This is a genomic window from Sporosarcina luteola (genome assembly GCF_007991495.1).
Lineage (GTDB): Bacteria > Bacillota > Bacilli > Bacillales_A > Planococcaceae > Sporosarcina > Sporosarcina luteola.
Genome location: NZ_BJYL01000035.1, coordinates 1 through 21,133, shown reverse-complemented (window position 1 = coordinate 21,133; position 21,133 = coordinate 1). Strand labels below are relative to the sequence as shown.

Here is a 21,133-nt window from a genome sequence, read left to right as displayed (position 1 = left end):
CATAATATAATCTTTTTATGCTTGATTTAAACGATTTTAAGTTATACAGGAAAAGAATGTCCTTCCCATAAACACATATGACCTTTAGGAGGAGTATGATTTGAAAAAAATTATGGTAACAGGTGCGCTTGGTCAAATCGGTTCTGAATTGATTGCGAAGCTGCAAAAAGAATATGGTGAAAATAATGTTTTATCGACAGATATCCGTGAACCGCAAACGGCGGTTGAAGGACCATTTTCTGTCCTGGACGTAACGGATGGCAAGAAAATGCATGATTTGGCAAAGGATTTTGGTGCGGATACAATCATGCATATGGCAGCGCTTTTATCTGCAAAAGCGGAGGAACAGCCACTATTTGCATGGAATTTGAACATGGGCGGACTTGTGAACGCCCTTGAAGTAGCGCGTGAACTTGATATGCAATTTTTCACGCCAAGTTCAATCGGCGCATTCGGTCCATCAACGCCTAAAATGAATACGCCCCAAGACACATTGCAACGGCCAACGACGATGTATGGTGTCAATAAAGTAGCGGGCGAATTGCTATGCGATTATTACTACAACCGATTCGGCGTCGACACACGCGGCGTACGCTTCCCGGGATTGATTTCCTATGTTGCGCAACCGGGCGGGGGAACGACGGATTACGCTGTTGATATTTATTACAAAGCGATCGAGGAAGGGAAGTATACGTCCTTCATCGCAGAAGGAACGCATATGGACATGATGTATATGCCGGATGCTTTACAAGCAATTGTTGACTTAATGGAAGCGGATGCTGCGAAATTGATGCACCGCAATGCGTTCAACGTAACAGCGATGAGCTTCGAACCGGGTGAAATTGCAGCTTCCATCCAAAAGCATATACCTGATTTCAAAATGGCTTATGACGTCGATCCAATCCGCCAAGCAATCGCCGATAGCTGGCCTGACAATATCGACCCATCAGCGGCTGTGGCAGAATGGGGCTTTAAAGCAAAATACGATTTAGACGCAATGACAGCAGATATGTTGGAGCAATTAAAACGGAAATTGAATAAATAAATGCATAAAGACCGCGGATTCCTATGAAAGAATCCGCGGTCTTTATTTGTGATTTATTAGAATAGCAGATGTGCGACGCCTGCGACGATTGGAAGTGCGATCAATGTACGCAGGAGGAAAATGATAATTAAATCCAAAATGTTTAGCGGTATTTTTGTTCCTAAAATAAGTCCGCCGACTTCCGACATATAAATCAATTGAACGACAGAAACCGTCGCGATTGTGAACAATGTAATTGGGGACGTGATGACGCCGTCAGCTAAGATGACCGGCAAGAACATATCCGCGAATCCAACGACCATCATTTGTGCTGCCTCTGCCGCTTCAGGAATTCCGAGAACGGCAAGGATTGGTTCAAATGGCTTTCCTAAAATCGTGAAGATGCTTGTGTATTCGGCTAGGATAAGCGCGACCGTACCGAACGCCATGACGACAGGCGCGACGCCCACCCACATATCGAGTACGTTGCGCATTCCATCCGTAAAAATCTTGCCGATCGAACGGTTTCTGGAAGCCGTATCCAACGCATGCTCCAAGCCGTGATTCACGACATTATAGCCTTCAGGCAGTTTTTCCTCAGCACCGGTAAATTTACGTCCGTCAATATACTCCGATTTCTTGCTGCGTAAAGGATAAATCCGAGGCATGATCAATGCCAAAATGACACCTGTCAAAAGGACAGTACCGTAGAACGGAAGGAAATAATTCGACATGCCGACAGTATCGATAATGACAAGTGAAAAAGTAATGGAAACGACAGAAAACGTCGTTGCAATAATTGAAGCTTCCCTTTGTGTATAATGGCCTTCCTCATACTGTTTGCTCGTCAGCAGGACGCCGATTGTGCCGTCGCCAATCCAAGAAGCGAGCGCATCGATTGAAGAACGACCCGGCAGTTTGAATAAAGGACGCATGATTTTCACCATCATCGTTCCGAAAAACTCCAAAAGACCGAAGTTTAATAGTAAAGGAAGCAAAAGACCAGCGAATAAGAAAATCGTGAATAAGAACGAAACAAGTCCATCCGGTGCAAGAAGCAAACCACCTGTATCTTCACTCCAAATTGCTTCTGGACCGATTTGGAATGTGACCATAATGGCGAAAACAGCACCGATAATACGGGTAATTGTCCAAAATGGTGTAACTTTGAATATGCTTTCCATGAAAGACGGTTTTGAACTTGTACGCGGCAGGACTGAATAAATCAATGATCCGATCGCCGCGATCGTAATAATAATCATTGCTGCCATCGGCATTGCCGGTTCTAGCCAGCCCGATAGGATATCGGCAAGTTTTGCGATGGGCACTTTCCATTCTTCCCCGAATTTCAATGGAATCATGAAAAGGATGATTCCAAGAATGGATGGAATTAAAAAGTAAAGCCAAGTAGATGTAGTATGTTTTCTCAAATCTATGTCGCCCCTTTGAATAAAAAGTCATCGTTATTGTATATTTATACATATTAAGTGTTTACGTCATAATTGTAAATACAACGTAGTAAAGTCCTACTTTTCTGTTTTTGAATCTGGTTAGTAAAAAAGCCCCGAAGGAATCGGAGCTTTTAGGATCATTCGAAATCTTGATCCCACTTATAGGTGAAAAATCGTTCGTTGTGCAGCCATTTCAGTGCTTCAGGGTCTTTCTCCGCTAATCTTTTTTCCATATCACGCATCATCCAGACCGTTTGGGAAGCGTGGGAATTAAGTGTGTTGATTTTCTTCTGGGCGACCGCCTCGACGTTATGGAGAATATCAGGTTCGCCGAGCACTTCGGCGGTATTGTTCGCGAATGCAATCGTATAGATGGTCGGACGCTCGGATTCCGGCATCCTTCTGACTGCGCGGACGACTGCGCGCGCCGTTGCGTCATGATCGGGATGGACGGAGAGACCCGGGTAGAACGATATGATTAAGGACGGGTTTGTATCTTCAATCAAATCGGTGACGAGTTGGATCATCTTTTCGTCGTCTTCAAATTCAATCGTCTTGTCACGCAAGCCCATCATCCGTAAATCGGTTAAGCCCATGGAAGCCGCAGCATTTTGCAATTCTTTCTTGCGGATTTGCGGCAATGTTTCACGGTTCGCAAATGGCGGGTTACCAAGATTTCGACCCATTTCGCCTAATGTCAAGCAGGCATACGTGACGGGAACTCCCATCTCGATGTAGCTTGAGATTGTACCCGAGACACCGAAAGCTTCGTCGTCCGGGTGCGGGAAAATGACAAGTACGTGGCGTTCTTTTTTTATCATCGAAAAGCCTCCTGTTCGTTACGGCACAGCTTAATATGTAAACGGTGTTTCGCTTATTTCGAGAGCGACTGCAAGCTTTCCATCGGGATCGAGTCCGCACATGAGGAGCCGGTCATGCTCGTCGACTGTATAGTGGGTGATGCCTTGTGCATAAATCCAGCCGGATGGAAGTTTTAAACCGACGCGATGCGGAGATTCTCCCGCCACCTTGCCGAGCTCATATTTCACAACAACATTCCGGATGAATGCTCCGGCGTTGAAAAATCCTTCTTTGAAATGGGCGGCATACGCACCATTCGTCGTTTCCAGATGGATGTAGACATCTTTATTCGCAAATGTGTCAAGAAGTTCCTGTAAATGCTCCGGTTTTACGATTTCCATTAATTCATCCTCCTTTATACAAAATACGGATAGCTCAAGTATATAGAAAAGTGGGAGGGAATGCATTTGAGGTGCTCGCTGTGAGACGGATTCATAACTCTTTCCAACCTTTCTATTGTTTACTAGGAAACTTTTCGTTAGGCTATACGTACAACTTAATAGGGAAATGAGACGAATTTCATAGAAATGAAGTGTAAAAGGAAGGTGAGTGAGGGTATGGAAGATAAGAAGAAAATTAAAGAGCTTGAAAGGCTTTTGAAAGAATTAAAAGCATCCGAGTCTGAAAGTGCGGTGACCGTGGAAGAGTCGTTCGGCGGGAAAAGGAAATACAAATCAGGCAATTTCAGACGCATGAGCAGAAAGCTCTTATTTGGCTGGAAACGATCAATTCTACTCATCGGCGTCATCCTTTTGCTGCTCGTCATCGCCGCCCCATTCGTCGCATTCAAATTTCTATCACTTGGAAGCACCTTTACGGAACAAAAAGGTGTGTTTCTTGAACATATACAAGAGTTGAATGAAATGGCTACAGCAGAAGCCTATACGAAAGTCATTGTTGAACGGCAGGACAACCAGTTATTTGGCCAAAGCATCGGCATGAACGTACCGGGAACGAAGCGGCAGCTTCTCGTCGTCATTCCGGGTTCTGTTAAAGCTGGTGTCGATCTGTCTGATCTAACAGAAAAAGATGTAATCATAGATGAAGAGAAAAAGACGGCAAAACTTATCTTGCCGGAAGCGAAGTTTTTAGGCGGCGCTGAAATTTATTTTGACGAAGTCGAAGTCTATTCATACGAAGGCGTCTTCCGAGAAAAAGCAGATATTGAAGAGGCGTATGAACTGGCTGCGGAGGCGAAAACGCTCATCCTTGAGGAAGCGACAGGGCAGGGTGTATTGAAAACGGCGCAATACAATGCGGAAAAGACGTTGAGGGAAATGTTTTCATTCGCGGGATACGACGTGACGATTGAATTCAAGGAGTGAGTTGCATGACAGTAAGGTTCGGCAATGATTGGGATGACGTGTTCGCGGGGGAATTCGAGAAACCGTATTATTTACAGCTTCGCGATTCCCTCAAAAAAGAATATAGCAGCCATACAGTCTATCCACGCATGGAAGATATGTGGACAGCCTTTAAATTGACTCCATTCAAAGAAGTGAAGGTCGTCATTTTAGGACAGGATCCGTACCACGGCTCCGGCCAAGCGCATGGCCTCAGCTTCTCGGTAAAACCTGGCGTCAAAATCCCTCCGAGTCTTCGAAATATGTTTAAAGAATTGCAGTCCGATATCGGGTGTGCCATTCCTGAAACGGGGACATTGACGGGCTGGGCGAAGCAAGGCGTTCTCATGTTGAACACCGTCCTCACTGTGAGGGAAGGAGAGGCGCATTCTCATCGAAAAATGGGCTGGGAGCTTTTTACCGACGAAGTAATCCGTCGTTTATCCGAACGGAGCGAACCGGTTGTATTCGTTTTGTGGGGCAGGCCTGCTCAGGAAAAAAAGAAACTGATCGACGAATCACAAAATGCCATTATGGAATCCGTCCATCCGAGTCCGCTCAGCGCAAGCCGCGGCTTTTTCGGCAGCACACCGTATTCGAAAGTGAACCTGATTTTGGAACGGTGGCATGAATCCCCGGTCGACTGGTGCCGGACGGATGCCGGATTGTAAGGGAGTGATGGCCAAATGGCTGTGAACTGTTTTCAATGTCAATACTTTTTCGTAACATGGGATCCGAAAAGCCCGCGTGGCTGCAAAGCATATGGGTTTAAGACGCGCGAATTGCCGTCCATCGTCGTGAAGCGATCATCCGGCATGGAATGTATGAAATACGAACCGAAGAAAGGGGCTGTGAAACGATGATACCAACTGAACGCATTATCGAAGAAATGGAACGCCAGCTGAAATATGCAAAAGCAGCAGACGACGAAGCGGCAGTCCGTGAAGCATTAACTGCTGTGAGGGCACTCTGTCAAATCGTTCTCGTCGGCAATGAGCAGAAGGACGAGCCGGTCATCACTCCAAGAACGATGGCGATTTCTCATAAGCCATTACTCTCTTCATTAGAAGGCAGACCGCTTGAGGAAGAAGATGCGAACGGCGGCTCAATCTTTGATTTTTAATTAAGCACAAAAAGAGCTATGATGAGAGATGAAGCAATTATCTTTTCGAAGAAAGTAGGAAAATCCATATGCCATTTTTCATTATCGCAGGAGCAGTCAACGCTGCAATCGCCGTCGCGTTCGGCGCATTTGGCGCACATGCGTTAAAAGAAAAACTATCAGAACACTATCTCGCCATCTGGGAAACGGCCGTCCAATACCAAATGTTTCACGCGATCGGCCTTCTCGCAGTCGGCATCCTCATGAGCTCATCACTCATGGGCCCGTCCACCCAACTGACATGGGCCGGCTACCTGCTGCTCGCCGGCATCATCATCTTCTCCGGCAGCCTCTACGTCCTAAGCCTATCCGGCATCGGCATTTTAGGCGCCATCACCCCAATCGGCGGCGTCGCCTTCATCGTCGGCTGGATCATGCTCATCATCGCAGCGATTAAATTCGGAAAATAATAAGGAAACGGTTTGAAGAGCCTCAGTTCTTCAGACCGTTTTTTTTGAATCGCGATATGGAGAGGGGCGGTGCTCAAGGATTGTTGTTCCGCGCTCAAGGAAGCAGCCTCCGCGCTCAAGAAACACCGTTCCGCGCTCAAGGAAGTGACTCCGGCGCCCAAGAAACTCCGTTCCGCGCTCAAGGAAGTGATACCCGCGCTCAAGAGACACCGTTCCGCGCTCAAGGAAGTGACTCCCGCGCTCAAGAAACTCCGTTCCGCGCTCAAGAACTACTAATCCGCTTTCAAAGTCGTCTCCCAATCCTCACAAGATTGTCAAAACCTTCTATCAAAAATAAACTGTGTTTTGATAAACTAATATAAAAGGGGGGGATTCTATGGTGTTGACTCCATCACGATCAAAGCAAGGTTTATTCGCCGGGTTACTACTGCTTGTCCTCATGAGCAATTATTTTGCCTATCGACTGCCGGCGATTCCGGTCCCGGCAGACTCTCGTGCTGTCGTGCTCGGCTCGTTGCTTGATTTTGCCATTGTTGCGCCGCTTCTGATTCTGGCGTTGACTCGTAAAAAGGGCTTCACGTTGAAACGATTCATCACCTTCATGGTAATCGGGCTTGTCGCTGCACGCTTCATTATCCCTGCCGAACATTTCGAGCCCTTCAAGTTCATTCCTTATGCAGCGATCGGTTTGGAAGGCTTGATTGTACTTGCTGAAATTTGGCTCTTATTCCTGTTGGCAAAACATTTACCCAGTATCATTAGAACGCTGAAAAAAGAAAACGCTAGCGGTTTATTTGCATTCCCAACACTAGTGAAAGAAAAAGTTTCCTCACATCCGATCATTTCCATCGTTGCAGCAGAAGCGCTCATGTTCTATTACGCATTTGCCTCGTGGAAACGGAAACCGCCTGTCGGGGAAAGATTTTTCACATTGCATCAGAAAACGAGTCTGCTTGCATTCAACATCATGCTTATACATGCGATTGTCATTGAAACGCTCGGCATTCACTGGTGGCTGCATGATAAGTCTTTGATCTTGTCCATTGTGCTTCTTTTGTTAAATGTCTATTCGGTCTTCTACTTTCTTGCGGATATTCAAACTGTGCGCTTGAATCCGTTAAAAATGAATGAAGCTCATATGCAAATCTCCCTTGGACTCGGGAAACGCATGGAAATTCCCTATGACGCGATTGAAAAAATCGAATGGGGGAATGAGGCGGGACAATATAATTTGAAATCGAAAGACGTGATCGAGTTCATTGCACGTGATTTTGAAGAGGTGAAACCGCAATGCATCATCCATTTCAGTCGGCCAGTGCGCGCGATTTTATTTTTAGGGATGGAAAAGGAGTTTTGCACGGTAGCTATAAAGGTGGATGAACCGGAGAGATTCCGGATGATGCTTGAAAGTAAAAGAAGTCTTCCGTTGCCGAAATAGGCATTGGAAGACTTTTTTCGATTTTCGTCCAGCTGTGGGCGGCAGAGGCTCGGGGTCATAAGTCAAAGCTGCATCGTGGCAAAGAGCGCCACTCCACATCTTCGCCTTATGCCTGTCGCCTCAAAGCGGCCGCCCTCCGCTTTTGCTATCGTCCAGCTGCGGGCGGCAGCCTCTCGGGTCGCTTCGGTCTTGAAAGAAAAGGCAAAGAGCGCCTTTTTTTCAAGCCCTCCATCGCCTGTCGAGGCTAGGCGGCCGCCCTCCGCTTTTGCTTAAGGTTGTTGACTAAAGTAGTTCATTTCCTCGTCGAACTCTGCGTAGTCAAAGTAAATCATCGGGACTAGGTAGCGGTGGTCGGTGCCGATTTCGCTTAAGATGACGTGGTCACGGCCGGCTGCTTCCACTACTCCTCGTACGGCAAGGTTTCGTGTTCCGGATTGGCCGGTGGCGTGTTCGAATGAGAAGAAAAAGACGCCGGGCTTGCCTCTATTCAGCCGGAGGATGTTCTCGATATACGATTCTTCGCGGAACTGTCCAGTGGGTCTTCCGCTTGGAATCGTTGTCGGTGGCGGGTTGAAGCCCATTTGCGGTTGAAATTGTTGTTGGAATTGCGGTTGGAATTGTTGTTGCTGAAAGCCGGGGTTCCAATAATATTGGACCATTTTTTCATCCTTTCAAATTTAAATTTGTGGACAATCTTGTTCGGTAGGGGAGAAGAAGCAGTGCGCTTTGTATCTTCCGGTGTTCCATTGGTTATACCATTGGGCAGGGCAGGCGCCGGATGGTTCGAAAAACCAGAGTGAACGGGTTGCGGGATGGAAGCGTTCGCCTTCGATTGTGCGTCTTGCCAATCTCCGATCCACTTCACGCGCTCGTTGGTAAAAATAGCTTTTCGTCGTCGCCTCAAAGCCTCCGGGTCGCTGGAACACCATATTATCGAGTGAGCGGATGTTTCGAAAATCCAAACAATCGGCACGCACCCGGTTGACACCAACATTTCCGACCATGAGCATGCCGAGCTGCCCTTCACCCTCGGCCTCCGCACGCATCAGTCTTGCAAGTAAGTCAACTTCCTTATCTGTGAACTTAATAACTGCCACAGCATAACCCCCTCGGTTCACCATATGCGATTTAATGTTCAATCATTACCGAAAATTAGATATACTGTAGGCGGGGGGAGATCACATGCAAATCGAAAATAACATTCCAAGTTTCTTGAGCTTTTGGGAATCAAAAGAAAACCAGTCACTTGCCGGTCTGGAACATTATTTGAATGAACATGAAGCGATCTATGCAAACTATTTTCCGATTCACTGTCCGAGAACGGAGGAGCGTCTAAACGCAGCGCTTCAGAAATATGACGATAAACTGGATGACATCCGATCCATTTCTAACAGCTTACCGGCTATTCTTCAAGAGATGACGAACGTTTATCGGGAGAGGTACAATCTGGAGGTAGAGCTGAGCTATAAGCTGCTCGTTGGCACATTCGGCTCCAATGCATTCGTAACAAGGGACAATAAACGGGAAATCTATTTTGCAGTTGAAAAACTATCGGCTGAGCGGGACCACTTAAGAGTGATTGCCGCCCATGAAATCGGCCACGTCACTCATTTTTCAGTGGCGACGCGCCAAGGGATGGATTGGTCCAAAGTTGATTGGATGCACGGCTTGACGACGCTTTTCACCGAAGGAGCGGCCACGTATTTATCCAAGCAGACAGTCCCGGGTCTACAAGAGCCTGTTTATTTTACATATGACAACAACGGGAATCCATGGGTGAAGTGCTATGAGGAGAATAAAGCCGAAGTGAAGCGCAGATTTTTGGAAGATGCACTCGGGGAGTGGGAGATGGCGAAGGAAAAAGAATGGTTCCGCCTGTCCGGCGGCAGCTATTTCGGCCACAACCGCCTCGGCTACCTGCTCGGAACGGATTACGTCGAACAACTCGTCGAGCGAATCGGCGAGGAAGCCGCCTTGACATTTTGGAATGGCAACGATCTGAAAAAGGACCTATTGGAGTGGTTGAGAAAATAATAGTGTAGACAGTTAAATACCATTAAGAGAGGAGGGATATGTTGATAAGAAGTAAAGCTGCACTCATTAGTTCAGTTGTTATTTTGGGTATATCTATGTACTTGTTTTTCCCATTTCCCGATAATGTCCTGTTAGATGCACGCTCTACATTCATGTCGTTTCCAATCCGCGATCACAACGGATATGTTCTTCTCGGTATAATGGGTTCCGTTTTATTTATAATTGCGATGATTTTGCTTGTCGCTGGCATGAAAAAATATCGTATTCGGACAATCATACTAGTTGTAATCGTATATGCAGTTTTACCACGGTTTCTAATTACCGTGTATCAAGAAACACTTGCAAATGGTATTTCAGCAATTTCATACGATAACAATGGTGAGTGTAATTTTGAATCTGTGGGCGAAAGCTTATTGAATGGGGAATGTAAATTTGTATTGCATAATCGAAGCAATAAAGATGTTTCATTTGAACTAGAATTTATAGATACCCTTTTCATGGAAGATGAAGTACGAATGGAATCCCTTATGAATTTGAGTGGTCCGTACAGTATTACTATAGAAGCAAATTGCGAAAAGTCTATCAATTTGAAGGGGTTACTGGATGCAACAGATATTCCAAAACGTATCGAAAGTGGGACATCAAACGACGTTCATTTTAAATTGATTGAGGGAAACAATACACGCGTTTTATAGGCTTCTCTCATCGATAATCGTTTCAAAAGTAAGATTGAAGTAAATGAAATGCTCTATATTATCACGTTGTGTTTTTGAATAATTTCCGTTGATTGAAGCGAAAGGCGGCGACTCCTGCGAACGTCGTTACGAAGAACGACGTTTGCGAGCACAAGCGTAGCGTTGCGAGCAGGAGGATGGATGAGGATGCCTTAATTTCTGCAAAGAACGCAGAAATTAAGGCCAATCGAACTCTTCGTAGTTCGATTGGCTGAGGCGATGCCCGCGGAAAGCGTCCGCCTGTAGCGGAAATCAACAGTTGAAAAGGGAGCCCCGGTAAAAATGGGCTCCCTCACTATTTATCAAACTGTAAAAAACGCTGCTTTTTTATCTCCATCCAACAACGTCCCGATGAAGAACGATCCAAACACGCCATAGCGCGCGCTTACTTCGTCAAAGCGCATTTCGTAAACCAATTTCTTGAATTGGAGGACATCATCCGAGAACAATGTAACGCCCCATTCAAAATCGTCGAAACCGACAGAGCCTGAAATGATCTGCTTCACTTTGCCTGCATATCCGCGGCCGATCATGCCATGGCTGCGCATCAATTCCTTACGCTTGTCCATATCGAGCATATACCAGTTATCCTCGCCTTCGCGCTTCTTATCCATCGGGTAGAAGCAGATGTACTGGTTGCGTGGCAGCTCAGGGTACAAACGTCCGCGCACGTAAGGGTTCTGATACGGATCATCATTCGACTCGCCCGCAAGGTAGTTGGACAACTCCACGACAGATACATACGAATACGCAGGAATCGTATAATCTGCAATCGTTAATTTATTGAATTCCGCTTCCAGCTCCTGCAATTCGTCGATCGTCGGACGCAATGTCATAAGCATAAAATCGGCTTTCTGGCCGACAACTGTGTAAAATGCATGGCTGCCGGTTTTATTATCATCGGCTTGTTGAAGTTTTTCCAAGTAAGCCATGAATTCGTCGACTGCTGCCTGACGCTCTTCTTTGGAAATCAACTTCCAAGACGCCCAATCCATCGTGCGGAAATCATGTAATACATACCATCCATCGAGTGTAATCGCTGCTTCGTTCATATGAATTAAAAACTCCTTTATACGTGGATTTACTGCTACCTCTAGTGTAGCACAACGGAATCAAAAACATGATTAAGAGCCGCCGACTTCACATAATCGACAAGAAGTATATGACTGTTATGGCACGCGCAACTAGTGTATGCTTAGAGCGGAAAAATATAAGATTCAAATGACCAGGAGATAAAGAAATGTCCAATCTACAACTACCTAAATGGCGCTTCATCGACGAATCGATGACCGCTAAAAACCGTTCCGCGCTAGAGTCTTTTGCGATGGACGATACACTTTGCCATCTTGTCGGACAAAAAATGACCGTTCCGACTGTACGCACTTGGGTGCATGATGAAACCGTCGTGCTTGGCATCCAAGATCACAGGCTGCCGCATATCGATGAGGCATTGCCGCTGTTGCACGAAACCGGCTATCAAACGATCGTCCGGAATTCCGGCGGACTCGCAGTCGTTCTGGATGAAGGCGTGCTCAATATATCTATCGTCCTATCGGAGCGTGACGGCTCCATCGATATTCCGGAAGGCTATGAATCCATGTTATCCTTCGTCCGCTTGCTTTTCCCAGAAGCATCCGAGCAAATCGAAGCCTATGAAATTGTCGGTTCCTATTGTCCGGGGACGTATGATTTGAGCATCGGCGGGCGTAAATTCGCGGGAATTTCACAAAGACGGCTCCGTCAGGGCGTTGCGGTCCAAGTGTACTTGTGCGTGGAAGGCAGCGGTGCAGAACGCGCAAAACTTGTCCGCGATTTATACGAAAAAGGGTTGCAAGGGGAGCAGACGAAATTCAGCTATCCAACGATCCAACCGGAAGTGATGGCATCGCTTTCGGAGCTGCTAGGCATGCCGCTGACGGTGAATGACGTCAATATCCGCACCCAGCTGCTGCTTCGTGCGCTTTCGGAGGAGGACATTCAGATGGGCGGCCTCACAACGGAGGAAATGGAACTCTATCTGTTTTACTTGAATCGTGTCGTCGAGCGAAATCAGAAAATGCTTGCGCGCGGATAAAAAAGGCGCCTGCCACCGACACCTCAAAGAAAAAGAACCGCCGGATCAGTGATTGATCGGCGGTTCTTTTGAGACGAGGTTGCCGTTGCGTTCCATCGTGAATACTGGTGCGGTGCGCTCTGAATCATCATCCAATGTGACGAGGCGGCGCGCGCGGTTCATGATTTGCACGAACTGCTCGTAGTCGTTTCGGAGGGTTTTATTCTCCTGATGAAGCTTATCGATCTCTTTTTGGAGAGTCTCGACCTTCTCGTTTGCGATTTTAGCAGTCTGCTTCCATCTAAGTGATTCGGAGTCGCCCCCGCCCGTATGATGCAAACGGATCAAATACGCAATGACGGTATCAAGCGATAAGGCTGATAAAGGCACTGCTGTGATCTCATCCTGATCGTTCCCTTGTACGGGGCTGTATAGTTGCTGGCTGCGTCTTTTAAAGTCCGCGCCCAACACGCGCATTGCTTGTTTCCGTTCTTTTTTCGCTTCTGCCAGTTCTTTTTCGTAATCGCGACGAACGACCGCATTCCATCTGAATCCGCAAGCGGCCGCGGTCCTGTTCAGTGCATCTCCTACTTCTTCGAATGCGCTTAGCTGTGTGCTGCCTTCCCTGACGTGCCGCAGCACCGTCTCAGCTAATAAAATATCATTTTCCTCTAGCCAAGCATCCTGTCTAACTTTCACCATCTCCTTGCCTCCTGCCATGTTAATAGTCTCTTTCTTACGGTCAGTGTGGACATTGTTGAATCCTTTTATTCATACAAACTGGAACACTTTCCAAAATAAATACTTTAAGATTCAAGAAAAGCGTACTTCATCCTTATCAACTTTTTGATATACTTAAGAAAACGCGTCGACGGAGGTGTACGATGGACTATAAACACGAAAAGCTTTTCGAAGAGAAGGTATTCAAGGATCCGGTCCACCGGTATATCCATGTGCGCGACAAAGTCATTTGGGACGTCATCGGGACGCGGGAATTCCAGCGACTGCGCAGGATTCGGCAGCTCGGGACGACGTATCTCGTATTCCATGGCGCAGAACATAGCCGCTTCCAACATTCTCTCGGCGTCTATGAAATTGTCAGGCGTATTATCGACGACGGTTTCAGCGGCAGAACAGAATGGAATGACGAAGAACGGCTATTGACCCTGTGCGCCGCATTGCTGCATGATCTCGGACACGGTCCGTTTTCGCATGCGTTTGAAAAGGTGTTCACGCTAGATCATGAGAAATTCACGCAAGAGATTTTGACAGGGGACACCGAGGTGAATGAAGTGCTGCGCCGCGTCTCGCCCGATTTTCCTGAAAAAATCGCGGACGTTATCGGCAAGACATATCCGGACAAGCTCGTCGTCAGCCTCATTTCAAGCCAGATCGATGCGGACCGGATGGATTATTTGCAGCGCGACGCCTATTATACTGGCGTTTCTTACGGCCATTTCGATATGGAACGGATTTTACGGGTCATGCGCCCGGCAGAAGAACAGGTAGTAATCAAGTTTAGCGGCATGCACGCTGTGGAAGATTATATAATGAGCCGCTACCAAATGTACTGGCAAGTCTACTTCCATCCGGTTTCGCGAAGTGCGGAAGTCATTTTGATGAAAATCCTGCATCGCGCAAGACATTTACATACGAGCGGTTACCGGTTCCAGCACGACCCGATCCCCTTCAAATCTTTCTTTGAGCGGACGATCGAGCTGGAAGATTATATATCACTGGATGAAAGTGTGCTATTGACCTATTTTCAATGGTGGCGCAATGAAAAAGATGAGATTTTATCCGACTTATGCGATCGTTTCCTGAATCGCCGCCTGTTCCAATACGCCGAATTTGACCCAGCGACAGAATATCGGAAAATCGGCGAGCTGGAAAGTTTGTTTAAGGAAGCGGGCATCGACCCGGAATATTACCTCGTCACAGATTCATCATCCGATTTACCGTATGATTTCTACCGGCCCGGCGAAGAGAACGAACGCGTGCCGATCTATTTGCAAACGCCGAACGGCGAACTGCGTGAGCTATCCCGCTCATCGGAAATCGTCGATGCCATATCAGGAAAACGAAGGACAGACCATAAAATTTATTTCCCCGAGGATCGATTAGCTGCGAACAGGGATGATAATCCTTTATACGACAAGATCTTGCGGATGTTAAAAGGGTAGGAAGGAGTGGAGTGGCTTGCTGCAAGAACATGCCAGGATTGTGCAATTCATTGCCATGGCGAATGAAGTGAATGGACGAAAAAAACTGCAGAAGATGATCTACATCGCGAAAAAGATGGATTTCCCTTTTGCTGAAAAATACGAGTTGCATATGTACGGCCCTTATTCGGAGGAATTGACATTGCGGGTCGAGGAGCTTTGTGAAATGGGCTTCTTGGACGAGCGCTGTGAGGACAAAGGATCCTACGTCCAATATAGCTACAATGTGACGGAAGAAGGGGAGCGCTTCGGTGAGATGGCGGAGACACCCCATGAGAAACTAGGCGACTGCATTAGCAGATTGAGCGGAAAAAGCTCAAGATTCCTAGAACTCGTATCGACATTGCTCTATTTCGACTACTTGCCAAAGGACGAGCAAATCGCCAAAGTGCATATTGTGAAAAACAAACTGAACTTCACCGAAGACGAGATGAACGAAGCCTTCGCATTCATCGCGGAGCTGCAAACGTGTTCGGGTGTCGCGTAATAGATGAAAATCCCTTTTAACGAAGGGATTTTTTTGTTGGAATCGCGTTATGGAGTTGGCCATGCGTCCGTCGTGGGCCCGCGTCCAAAGCAAGCTCCCGTGCGTCCAAAGCCGTCCGTCCCGCGTCCAAAGCAAGCTCCCGTGCGTCCAAAGCCATTCAATTCATTATAAAAAAACGATGTGAGAACCTCATCTCACATCGCATCTATTATTCCTTGTCACTCAAGCGCTTACCAGCGACTGCGTAATGATTTTTCGGCATTTCTTCGATGAAGACGACGACGTTTTCAACAGGCGCACCTACTGTTTCCGCAACGACTGCGGTCACTTTTTCGCATAGGTTCCGCTTTTGTTCCTCAGTGCGGCCTTCAAGCATTTTTACGGTTACATATGGCATACTATTTCCCCCTTTCGCTCAAACTTGGGTATAGTGTATATAATAGCAGAATGAAAGGGGTTATAGGAATGACGAATGAACAGAAACCGAAACAGAAACTAGGATTCACGATTATAAAAGACGATCCGACCGATGGACATAAAGGATTTGGAATCGGCTCATTGTCCCTTGAAAACGTCTCACCGGTCATCGTCGATATCGAAGAAGGGGAGGCGCGCATTGAAATCGGGGCGATGCATGCCCGCAGCGATACGGAGCGCGGGGTCAAGTTTACGACGAATCGCGAAGATTCCGAAGGCGGCAAACCGTACTGGCTCGTCTGGGTCACGATTGATTTCAAGGAAGAAGGCCCGTATTATGCGGGTGTGACCGCTTGTGAAATGGTCGTAAACAAGGCAAAACGACGAGGCTATAAAATTCTCGCGGATCATGTGAATCGAATGGACAAATCAATGAAGCGGCACATTATGGTCGATTTTATGGATGACACATCGAAAAAGATTTTAGCCGACTTCCTCTCTTCGCATAATCAGGAGATGTGGGAGCGCAGCGAGCCGAAATTGCGTGTCGATCTCGGCGCCGAATCACCCGAATTATGAACAAACTGTGAAATTTGATGACTTCTGCAACTTCTGAGGTTGAATGTCGGCAGAAAAGGAAGTACACTGAAATTACAGCTTGCACTTGTAAGCTAGGACAACCGGAATAATGCGAATGCTGTCAAATGGTGGTTCATTACCAACCCAAGCAATGATCCATCACGAGCCAGATCGCATTCAACGGTAAAAAAGCTTTGCCGCTCCGATGTATTTCGGAAGGCAAAGCTTTTTTGATTTTTGAATGAAGAGCGTGAAAAGGGAGTTCTCTCGGAGTTCTCATTCTTCATCAAAGAGTTCTCGTTTTCACGTATGGAGTTCTCATTCTTCGTCAAAGAGCTCTCGTTCCCACGCCCGGAGTTCTCATTCTTCGTCAAAGAGTTCTCGTTCCCACGCCCAGAGTTCTCATTCTTCATCAAAGAGTTCTCGTTTTCACGTATGGAGTTCTCATTCTTCATCAAAGAGTTCTCGTTCCCACGCCCAGAGTTCTCATTCTCGCGCTACGAGTTCTCATTCTCCTTCAAACAGTTCTCATTCCCCCTCAAAAACTTCCCATTCCACTACGTCATTCAAAAAACGAAAATGGAAAAAGTTCGAAGCTGTCGGATTCGCTGTCTTCGCCGCTATTTTGCTCGCGCAAGTTTTTGTCGGTGCATAGTTTTTGCGGCATGTCTTTTTCTTTTAGGTAAACGAGCCGTTGTTTCGTACATTCGTTCACTGCGATTCCGCCGGTTTCGATGTCGACGATGACGCCGTTCACGCCCTTTGGCGGGATGAATGGCTCAGGGGTTTTGCCCTCATGCACAGTCTCCATGAAGTCGATCCAAATTTTCTTCGACGCTGCTTTATCCGTAAGGTCCGTTAGTTGCTGCCCGACGTCATACCCTGTCCAAATGCCCGCGGTCAGCGAAGGGGAGTAGCCGATGAGGTACTGATCTGAGATGGTCGTGCCAGATTTTGCGGCGTACGGCCGTTTTTGCTTCGAGCGCATCGACAATCCTGTCGCGACGGAATAATCGTTGAAAACAGGATCGAACATGCCTGTCAGCAAATGGGTCATGACAAACGCATCCTGTTCGGTAATGACTCGTTTCGTAGTTTTTTTCGGCTGCTCGTAAATAGTTTTCCCTTCTGCATCCGTAATCGATAAGATCGTTGTCGGCTCGACTTCCAATCCGCCTGACGAAATCCGGTTATACGCATTCGTCATGTTCAACAGCGAAACTTCGGATGTCCCTAACGCTACAGCGGGGGATTCCTTGTATTCAATCTCCAGCCCTAACCGATCCGCCATTTTATTGAATTTTTTATAACCGATATCTTCCAACGTTTTCACGGCATATATATTATCCGAAATGGCGAGCGCCTGAGCGAGGGAAATCGGATGTCCCGCAAATTTCCCGTTAATGTTTTTCGGTTCATAGGTTGAACGTCCTTCGTCGTACGTGAAGATCGTTCTTTCCGTAGACATGAACGTCAGCGGATTATAGCCGTCCTCAAGTGCAGCCGCATACAAAATCGGTTTCATCGCCGATCCAGGCTGCCGTTTCGCCTGCGTCACCCGATTGAAAGGGCTCTCTGTATAATCGACGCCTCCAACGAGCGAAGTAATGGCGCCCGTCTCAGGCTCCATCGACATGAACCCGACTTGCAGCTCGCTTTCGGGCATCCATTTTTCAATGTATTCCTCAGCGGTCTTTTGATGATGCGGGTCGAGCGTCGTTCGGATCGTCCAACCGCCTTCCGCAGGATATCTGCCCTTCTTGCTCAAAATCTTTTCTGCTTCCCGCCATACTTCATCCAAAAAGTAAGGGGCAACCCGTTTCATATCGGCCCAGTCCTCAGTCTTCAGCGTCACCGCGATATCCGCCGCACGCTCCTTCTGTTTTTCTGTAATGAACCCTTGATCCTCCATAAGCGAAAGAATGAGCAATTGCCGATCGCGCGAACGTTCCGGATTATCCAATGGGGAGTAAACCGAAGGACCTTTCGCAATCGCCGTAATGACCGCCGATTCCTCAAGCGTCAAATCCTTCGCCGACTTCGCGAAATAAAACCTGCTCGCAGCCTCAACTCCATACATGCCATGTCCAAAATAGACTGTATTCAAATAGCCTTCCAAAATGACGTCCTTTTCATAAAAGACTTCCATCCGATACGCATATAGCGCCTCTTTTATTTTCCGGTTCCAAGACTTTTCATGTGTCAAAAACAAATTTCGGGCATACTGCTGGGTAATGGAGCTCGCACCTTCAGCTTTACGCATCGTCTTCAAGTCTTTCAAAACAGCCCCGGCAATCCGTTTGTAATCAAACCCGTGATGATTGTAAAAATTTCGATCTTCCGTTGCGATGACCGCGTCAAGTAAAAACGGAGAAATCTCATCCAATTCTACCCAATATCGGCGTTCAGCGGAAAATTTATCACCAATCTGCCTGCCGTTCTTGTCAAGGAACACACTCGCTTTCGGCACACTTAAAGAAGGCGCGCCAGTGATTTGCGCATATAAACGAAGGCATAGAAACATAGTGAAAAACGCTGTTGCCGCAGTGACTATGAGCAAAGCGATCCGCCGAAAGAAATTCCGCCTTTTCTTTTTCTTTATATAATCGACTCTTTTCATACAATCCCTTCTCCCACCGTTCTTTCCAGTCAGTATGCAACAGCAGTCGAAAGATTAAACGGGGAAGCCAAGGATTTGATTCACAAAATGATGATCTATTGGATTAGTACGGGGAAAAACGATATAATGAATAGATATTTTGGAAATCAAGGGCGGTGCACGCGTGGAATCAATCAAAGAAGGACGGACCGTGAATGTCCTGCTTCAATCATCGATCCGTCATAATGGACAAGCGGCGGAAAAACACGAATTGAAAGCAATAGGGCTAGTTGTTGAAAAAGCCGGTAAAACCTATTTGCGATTCGAGGAAGACTTGAACGGACAACAAGTGAAAACGACTGTCAAATTGCAAGAAGACGACGCATTGATCATGCGAAGCGGGGCAGTACAAATGCGCTTGCCGTTCACGCCTGGGGAAATGCGGCCGGGCACATATGGCAACGGTCCCGCGACGTTCGACTTAATTGTGAAGACGACGAAACTCGAAGTGACGGAAAATCAATTCATAGCTCACTATGAACTGCATGCAGAAGGCGCACTTCTTGGCATACATGAACTGAAAATTACATACACGGAGGGACAATCATGAACGCAGTTGAAAAAATCCAACAAGAAATCAAAGACGCATTCCGCGAGGCGGCAATCGCTTCGGGCATGGCAGAAGCAGCCGATATGCCGGACATCATTCTCGAAACACCGAAAAACAAAGAGAATGGGGATTATGCAACGAACATTGCGATGCAGTTGACGAAAATCGCCAAAAAGCCACCGCGTGCGATTGCGGAAGCGATTCTAGAGAAATTGGACACGTCTGCGACATCGATCAAGTCGTTCGAAATCGCTGGACCAGGCTTCATCAACATCCGATTGAAAAGCGATTATCTTGGCGAAGTCGTGAAAACGGTACTTGCCCAAGGAGCAGATTATGGCCGGTCTACGTACGGTGAAAACGAAAAGGTCCAAGTCGAGTTTGTTTCAGCAAATCCAACGGGCGATTTGCATTTAGGCCATGCGCGGGGAGCATCCATCGGTGATTCATTGAGCAATATCCTCGATTTTGCCGGCTTCAATGTTTCAAGGGAATATTACATCAATGACGCGGGCAATCAAGTGAATAACTTGGCCCTTTCAGTCGAGGCGCGATACTTCCAAGCATTAGGTCTTGAAAAGGAAATGCCGGAAGACGGTTACCACGGTCAGGACATTATTGATATCGGGAAGCAGCTTGCTGAGGAATTCGGCGATAAATATGTAAATACGTCTGAAAAAGAACGTCAGGATTTCTTCAGGAAATACGGACTTGACTTCGAATTGGCGAAGTTGAAGAAGGACTTAGAAGATTTCCGCGTGCCGTTCGACAACTGGTTTTCGGAAACTTCATTGTATACTGACGGGAAGATTGGCATCGCGCTCGATAAGCTACGCGCGAATGGCCATGTGTTCGAGGAAGAGGGTGCGACATGGTTCCGTTCGACGACGTTCGGGGATGATAAAGACCGCGTGCTCATTAAAAATGACGGGTCGTATACGTATTTGACGCCTGATATCGCATATCACGAAGACAAGCTGCGCCGCGGTTTCGACAAGCTCATCAACATTTGGGGCGCCGACCATCATGGCTATATTCCACGGATGAAAGCGGCAATCGAAGCGCTCGGCTACGACCGCGACACGCTCGAAGTCGAAGTGGCGCAAATGGTGCAGTTGTATAAAGACGGCGAGAAATTCAAGATGAGCAAACGGACGGGGAAAGCCGTCACTTTGCGTGAACTTGTCGAAGATGTCGGGTTAGACGCAGTCCGCTATTTCTTTGCAATGCGTTCGGGCGATTCGCAAATGGACTTCGATCTCGACTTGGCCATTTCGCAATCGAATGAAAACCCTGTCTACTACGCGCAGTACGCGCATGCACGGATTTCATCGATTCTGCGCCAAGCGGGGGAATCGGATTTGGCTGCTTCAACGGATCATGTGGATTTATTGCAATCCGAGAAGGAGTTATCGCTCCTCAAGAAAATCGGTGACTTCCCGCGGATCGTGAGCGATGCCGCTAGAATGCGCGCGCCGCACCGGATCACGATCTACATCCAGGAGTTGGCCGCAGAATTCCACAGCTTCTACAATGCAGAAAAAGTGCTGGACCCTGAAAACCGCGATTTGTCAGAAGCACGACTTGCGTTGATAACAGCAACACGCACAACAATCGCAAACGCCTTGAAACTCATCGGCGTCGCAGCACCGGAAAGAATGTAAAATGATACGCCCCTCCGCTTGGAACTCCAGCGGCGGGGCGTTTTT

Annotated in this window: 25 protein-coding genes; 16 read left to right on the top strand and 9 right to left on the bottom strand. The window is 47.2% G+C overall.

All coding sequences use genetic code 11. The features are described 5' to 3' along the window. The first annotated feature begins 100 nt into the window (after nt 1-100). Nucleotides 101-1,045 (top strand): L-threonine 3-dehydrogenase, encoded by a 945-nt coding sequence (locus tag SLU01_RS13020; protein WP_147059029.1) that lies wholly within the window; start codon nt 101-103, stop codon nt 1,043-1,045. A 56-nt stretch (nt 1,046-1,101) separates the two neighbouring features. On the opposite strand, the gene SLU01_RS13015 is transcribed toward SLU01_RS13020, so the two are convergent. The 3 genes from SLU01_RS13015 to SLU01_RS13005 all read right to left on the bottom strand — a co-directional run bounded on the left by SLU01_RS13015 (nt 1,102) and on the right by SLU01_RS13005 (nt 3,677). Further along, nucleotides 1,102-2,454 carry a YjiH family protein gene (locus tag SLU01_RS13015; protein ID WP_147059027.1) on the bottom strand — a complete coding sequence of 451 codons (1,353 nt, stop codon included), beginning with the start codon at nt 2,452-2,454 and terminating at the stop codon, nt 1,102-1,104. 158 nt (nt 2,455-2,612) lie between these two features. Then, entirely contained in the window at nt 2,613-3,296 is a 684-nt protein-coding gene (gene bshB2, locus SLU01_RS13010) for a bacillithiol biosynthesis deacetylase BshB2 (protein ID WP_147059025.1), read from the bottom strand. A 30-nt stretch (nt 3,297-3,326) separates the two neighbouring features. Further along, nucleotides 3,327-3,677, bottom strand: coding sequence for a YojF family protein (locus SLU01_RS13005; RefSeq protein ID WP_147059023.1), 351 nt, complete (start codon nt 3,675-3,677; stop codon nt 3,327-3,329). 216 nt (nt 3,678-3,893) lie between these two features. On the opposite strand from SLU01_RS13005, the gene SLU01_RS13000 reads away from it, so the two are divergent. From SLU01_RS13000 to SLU01_RS12970, 7 genes are all read left to right on the top strand, one after another. Continuing rightward, the gene (locus SLU01_RS13000; RefSeq protein ID WP_147059021.1) at nt 3,894-4,661 is read left to right on the top strand and encodes a DUF4230 domain-containing protein; all 768 of its coding nucleotides are present in this window, start codon (nt 3,894-3,896) and stop codon (nt 4,659-4,661) included. Nucleotides 4,662-4,666: 5 nt separating this feature from the next. Beyond that, complete coding sequence (locus SLU01_RS12995; protein WP_147059019.1) at nt 4,667-5,350, top strand: uracil-DNA glycosylase; 684 nt, start codon at nt 4,667-4,669, stop codon at nt 5,348-5,350. A gap of 15 nt (nt 5,351-5,365) precedes the next feature. Then, nucleotides 5,366-5,542 (top strand): uracil-DNA glycosylase, encoded by a 177-nt coding sequence (locus SLU01_RS12990; RefSeq protein WP_147059017.1) that lies wholly within the window; start codon nt 5,366-5,368, stop codon nt 5,540-5,542. Then, the gene (locus SLU01_RS12985) at nt 5,539-5,802 is read left to right on the top strand and encodes a YwdI family protein (RefSeq protein ID WP_147059015.1); all 264 of its coding nucleotides are present in this window, start codon (nt 5,539-5,541) and stop codon (nt 5,800-5,802) included. The genes SLU01_RS12990 and SLU01_RS12985 overlap by 4 nt, the downstream gene beginning before the upstream one ends. Before the next feature lie 68 nt (nt 5,803-5,870). After that, on the top strand, nt 5,871-6,251 hold the full coding sequence (locus SLU01_RS12980) for a DUF423 domain-containing protein (protein ID WP_147059012.1): 381 nt from the start codon (nt 5,871-5,873) through the stop codon (nt 6,249-6,251). 69 nt (nt 6,252-6,320) lie between these two features. After that, a complete protein-coding gene (locus tag SLU01_RS12975; RefSeq protein WP_147059010.1) occupies nt 6,321-6,527 on the top strand; it encodes a hypothetical protein in 207 nt (68 codons plus the stop codon). A 100-nt stretch (nt 6,528-6,627) separates the two neighbouring features. Next, nucleotides 6,628-7,689 (top strand): beta-carotene 15,15'-monooxygenase, encoded by a 1,062-nt coding sequence (locus tag SLU01_RS12970; protein ID WP_147059008.1) that lies wholly within the window; start codon nt 6,628-6,630, stop codon nt 7,687-7,689. Between the two features lie 269 nt (nt 7,690-7,958). Here the strand turns inward: SLU01_RS12970 and gerQ are convergent, their stop codons facing one another. Both gerQ and SLU01_RS12960 read right to left on the bottom strand, forming a co-directional pair. Beyond that, on the bottom strand, nt 7,959-8,348 hold the full coding sequence (gene gerQ / locus SLU01_RS12965) for a spore coat protein GerQ (protein WP_147059006.1): 390 nt from the start codon (nt 8,346-8,348) through the stop codon (nt 7,959-7,961). A gap of 18 nt (nt 8,349-8,366) precedes the next feature. Further along, nucleotides 8,367-8,786 (bottom strand): cell wall hydrolase, encoded by a 420-nt coding sequence (locus SLU01_RS12960; protein ID WP_147059004.1) that lies wholly within the window; start codon nt 8,784-8,786, stop codon nt 8,367-8,369. An 85-nt stretch (nt 8,787-8,871) separates the two neighbouring features. On the opposite strand from SLU01_RS12960, the gene SLU01_RS12955 reads away from it, so the two are divergent. After that, nucleotides 8,872-9,723, top strand: a complete 852-nt coding sequence (locus SLU01_RS12955; RefSeq protein WP_147059002.1) for an aminopeptidase — start codon at nt 8,872-8,874, stop codon at nt 9,721-9,723. Nucleotides 9,724-9,764: 41 nt separating this feature from the next. Further along, complete coding sequence (locus SLU01_RS12950) at nt 9,765-10,418, top strand: hypothetical protein (RefSeq protein WP_147059000.1); 654 nt, start codon at nt 9,765-9,767, stop codon at nt 10,416-10,418. Between the two features lie 341 nt (nt 10,419-10,759). Here SLU01_RS12950 and hemQ read toward each other — a convergent pair whose 3' ends face one another. Continuing rightward, nucleotides 10,760-11,509, bottom strand: coding sequence for a hydrogen peroxide-dependent heme synthase (gene hemQ, locus SLU01_RS12945; protein WP_147058998.1), 750 nt, complete (start codon nt 11,507-11,509; stop codon nt 10,760-10,762). Between the two features lie 188 nt (nt 11,510-11,697). Between hemQ and lipL the strand changes: the two genes are divergently transcribed. Beyond that, nucleotides 11,698-12,531 (top strand): octanoyl-[GcvH]:protein N-octanoyltransferase, encoded by an 834-nt coding sequence (gene lipL, locus SLU01_RS12940; protein WP_147058996.1) that lies wholly within the window; start codon nt 11,698-11,700, stop codon nt 12,529-12,531. A gap of 45 nt (nt 12,532-12,576) precedes the next feature. Here the strand turns inward: lipL and SLU01_RS12935 are convergent, their stop codons facing one another. Next, nucleotides 12,577-13,212, bottom strand: a complete 636-nt coding sequence (locus SLU01_RS12935; RefSeq protein WP_147058994.1) for an RsfA family transcriptional regulator — start codon at nt 13,210-13,212, stop codon at nt 12,577-12,579. Nucleotides 13,213-13,394: 182 nt separating this feature from the next. Between SLU01_RS12935 and SLU01_RS12930 the strand changes: the two genes are divergently transcribed. Continuing rightward, a complete protein-coding gene (locus SLU01_RS12930) occupies nt 13,395-14,693 on the top strand; it encodes an HD domain-containing protein (protein WP_147058992.1) in 1,299 nt (432 codons plus the stop codon). A gap of 16 nt (nt 14,694-14,709) precedes the next feature. Continuing rightward, nucleotides 14,710-15,219, top strand: coding sequence for a YwgA family protein (locus SLU01_RS12925; protein WP_147058990.1), 510 nt, complete (start codon nt 14,710-14,712; stop codon nt 15,217-15,219). Nucleotides 15,220-15,427: 208 nt separating this feature from the next. On the opposite strand, the gene thmT is transcribed toward SLU01_RS12925, so the two are convergent. Next, nucleotides 15,428-15,616, bottom strand: coding sequence for a 2-hydroxymuconate tautomerase (thmT, locus tag SLU01_RS12920; RefSeq protein ID WP_147058988.1), 189 nt, complete (start codon nt 15,614-15,616; stop codon nt 15,428-15,430). 68 nt (nt 15,617-15,684) lie between these two features. Here thmT and SLU01_RS12915 point away from each other — a divergent pair, with 68 nt between their 5' ends. After that, nucleotides 15,685-16,215 carry a YwhD family protein gene (locus SLU01_RS12915; protein WP_147058986.1) on the top strand — a complete coding sequence of 177 codons (531 nt, stop codon included), beginning with the start codon at nt 15,685-15,687 and terminating at the stop codon, nt 16,213-16,215. A 562-nt stretch (nt 16,216-16,777) separates the two neighbouring features. Here the strand turns inward: SLU01_RS12915 and SLU01_RS12910 are convergent. Then, nucleotides 16,778-18,835, bottom strand: a complete 2,058-nt coding sequence (locus tag SLU01_RS12910) for a transglycosylase domain-containing protein (protein WP_147058984.1) — start codon at nt 18,833-18,835, stop codon at nt 16,778-16,780. A gap of 163 nt (nt 18,836-18,998) precedes the next feature. On the opposite strand from SLU01_RS12910, the gene SLU01_RS12905 reads away from it, so the two are divergent. Beyond that, nucleotides 18,999-19,424: a YwiB family protein gene (locus SLU01_RS12905; protein WP_170232709.1), complete on the top strand. Its 426-nt coding sequence runs from the start codon at nt 18,999-19,001 to the stop codon at nt 19,422-19,424. Beyond that, a complete protein-coding gene (gene argS, locus SLU01_RS12900; RefSeq protein WP_147058980.1) occupies nt 19,421-21,088 on the top strand; it encodes an arginine--tRNA ligase in 1,668 nt (555 codons plus the stop codon). The genes SLU01_RS12905 and argS overlap by 4 nt, the downstream gene beginning before the upstream one ends. Nucleotides 21,089-21,133: the final 45 nt, after the last annotated feature.

Coding starts and splice junctions, on each gene's coding strand:
- bshB2 (WP_147059025.1), bottom strand. CDS start 3,296: ATGATAAAAAAAGAACGCCACGTACTTGTCATTTTCCCGCACCCGGAC.
- SLU01_RS13005 (WP_147059023.1), bottom strand. CDS start 3,677: ATGGAAATCGTAAAACCGGAGCATTTACAGGAACTTCTTGACACATTT.
- SLU01_RS13000 (WP_147059021.1), top strand. CDS start 3,894: ATGGAAGATAAGAAGAAAATTAAAGAGCTTGAAAGGCTTTTGAAAGAA.
- SLU01_RS12995 (WP_147059019.1), top strand. CDS start 4,667: ATGACAGTAAGGTTCGGCAATGATTGGGATGACGTGTTCGCGGGGGAA.
- SLU01_RS12990 (WP_147059017.1), top strand. CDS start 5,366: ATGGCTGTGAACTGTTTTCAATGTCAATACTTTTTCGTAACATGGGAT.
- SLU01_RS12985 (WP_147059015.1), top strand. CDS start 5,539: ATGATACCAACTGAACGCATTATCGAAGAAATGGAACGCCAGCTGAAA.
- SLU01_RS12980 (WP_147059012.1), top strand. CDS start 5,871: ATGCCATTTTTCATTATCGCAGGAGCAGTCAACGCTGCAATCGCCGTC.
- SLU01_RS12970 (WP_147059008.1), top strand. CDS start 6,628: ATGGTGTTGACTCCATCACGATCAAAGCAAGGTTTATTCGCCGGGTTA.
- gerQ (WP_147059006.1), bottom strand. CDS start 8,348: ATGGTCCAATATTATTGGAACCCCGGCTTTCAGCAACAACAATTCCAA.
- SLU01_RS12955 (WP_147059002.1), top strand. CDS start 8,872: ATGCAAATCGAAAATAACATTCCAAGTTTCTTGAGCTTTTGGGAATCA.
- hemQ (WP_147058998.1), bottom strand. CDS start 11,509: ATGAACGAAGCAGCGATTACACTCGATGGATGGTATGTATTACATGAT.
- lipL (WP_147058996.1), top strand. CDS start 11,698: ATGTCCAATCTACAACTACCTAAATGGCGCTTCATCGACGAATCGATG.
- SLU01_RS12935 (WP_147058994.1), bottom strand. CDS start 13,212: ATGGTGAAAGTTAGACAGGATGCTTGGCTAGAGGAAAATGATATTTTA.
- SLU01_RS12930 (WP_147058992.1), top strand. CDS start 13,395: ATGGACTATAAACACGAAAAGCTTTTCGAAGAGAAGGTATTCAAGGAT.
- thmT (WP_147058988.1), bottom strand. CDS start 15,616: ATGCCATATGTAACCGTAAAAATGCTTGAAGGCCGCACTGAGGAACAA.
- SLU01_RS12915 (WP_147058986.1), top strand. CDS start 15,685: ATGACGAATGAACAGAAACCGAAACAGAAACTAGGATTCACGATTATA.
- SLU01_RS12910 (WP_147058984.1), bottom strand. CDS start 18,835: ATGAAAAGAGTCGATTATATAAAGAAAAAGAAAAGGCGGAATTTCTTT.
- argS (WP_147058980.1), top strand. CDS start 19,421: ATGAACGCAGTTGAAAAAATCCAACAAGAAATCAAAGACGCATTCCGC.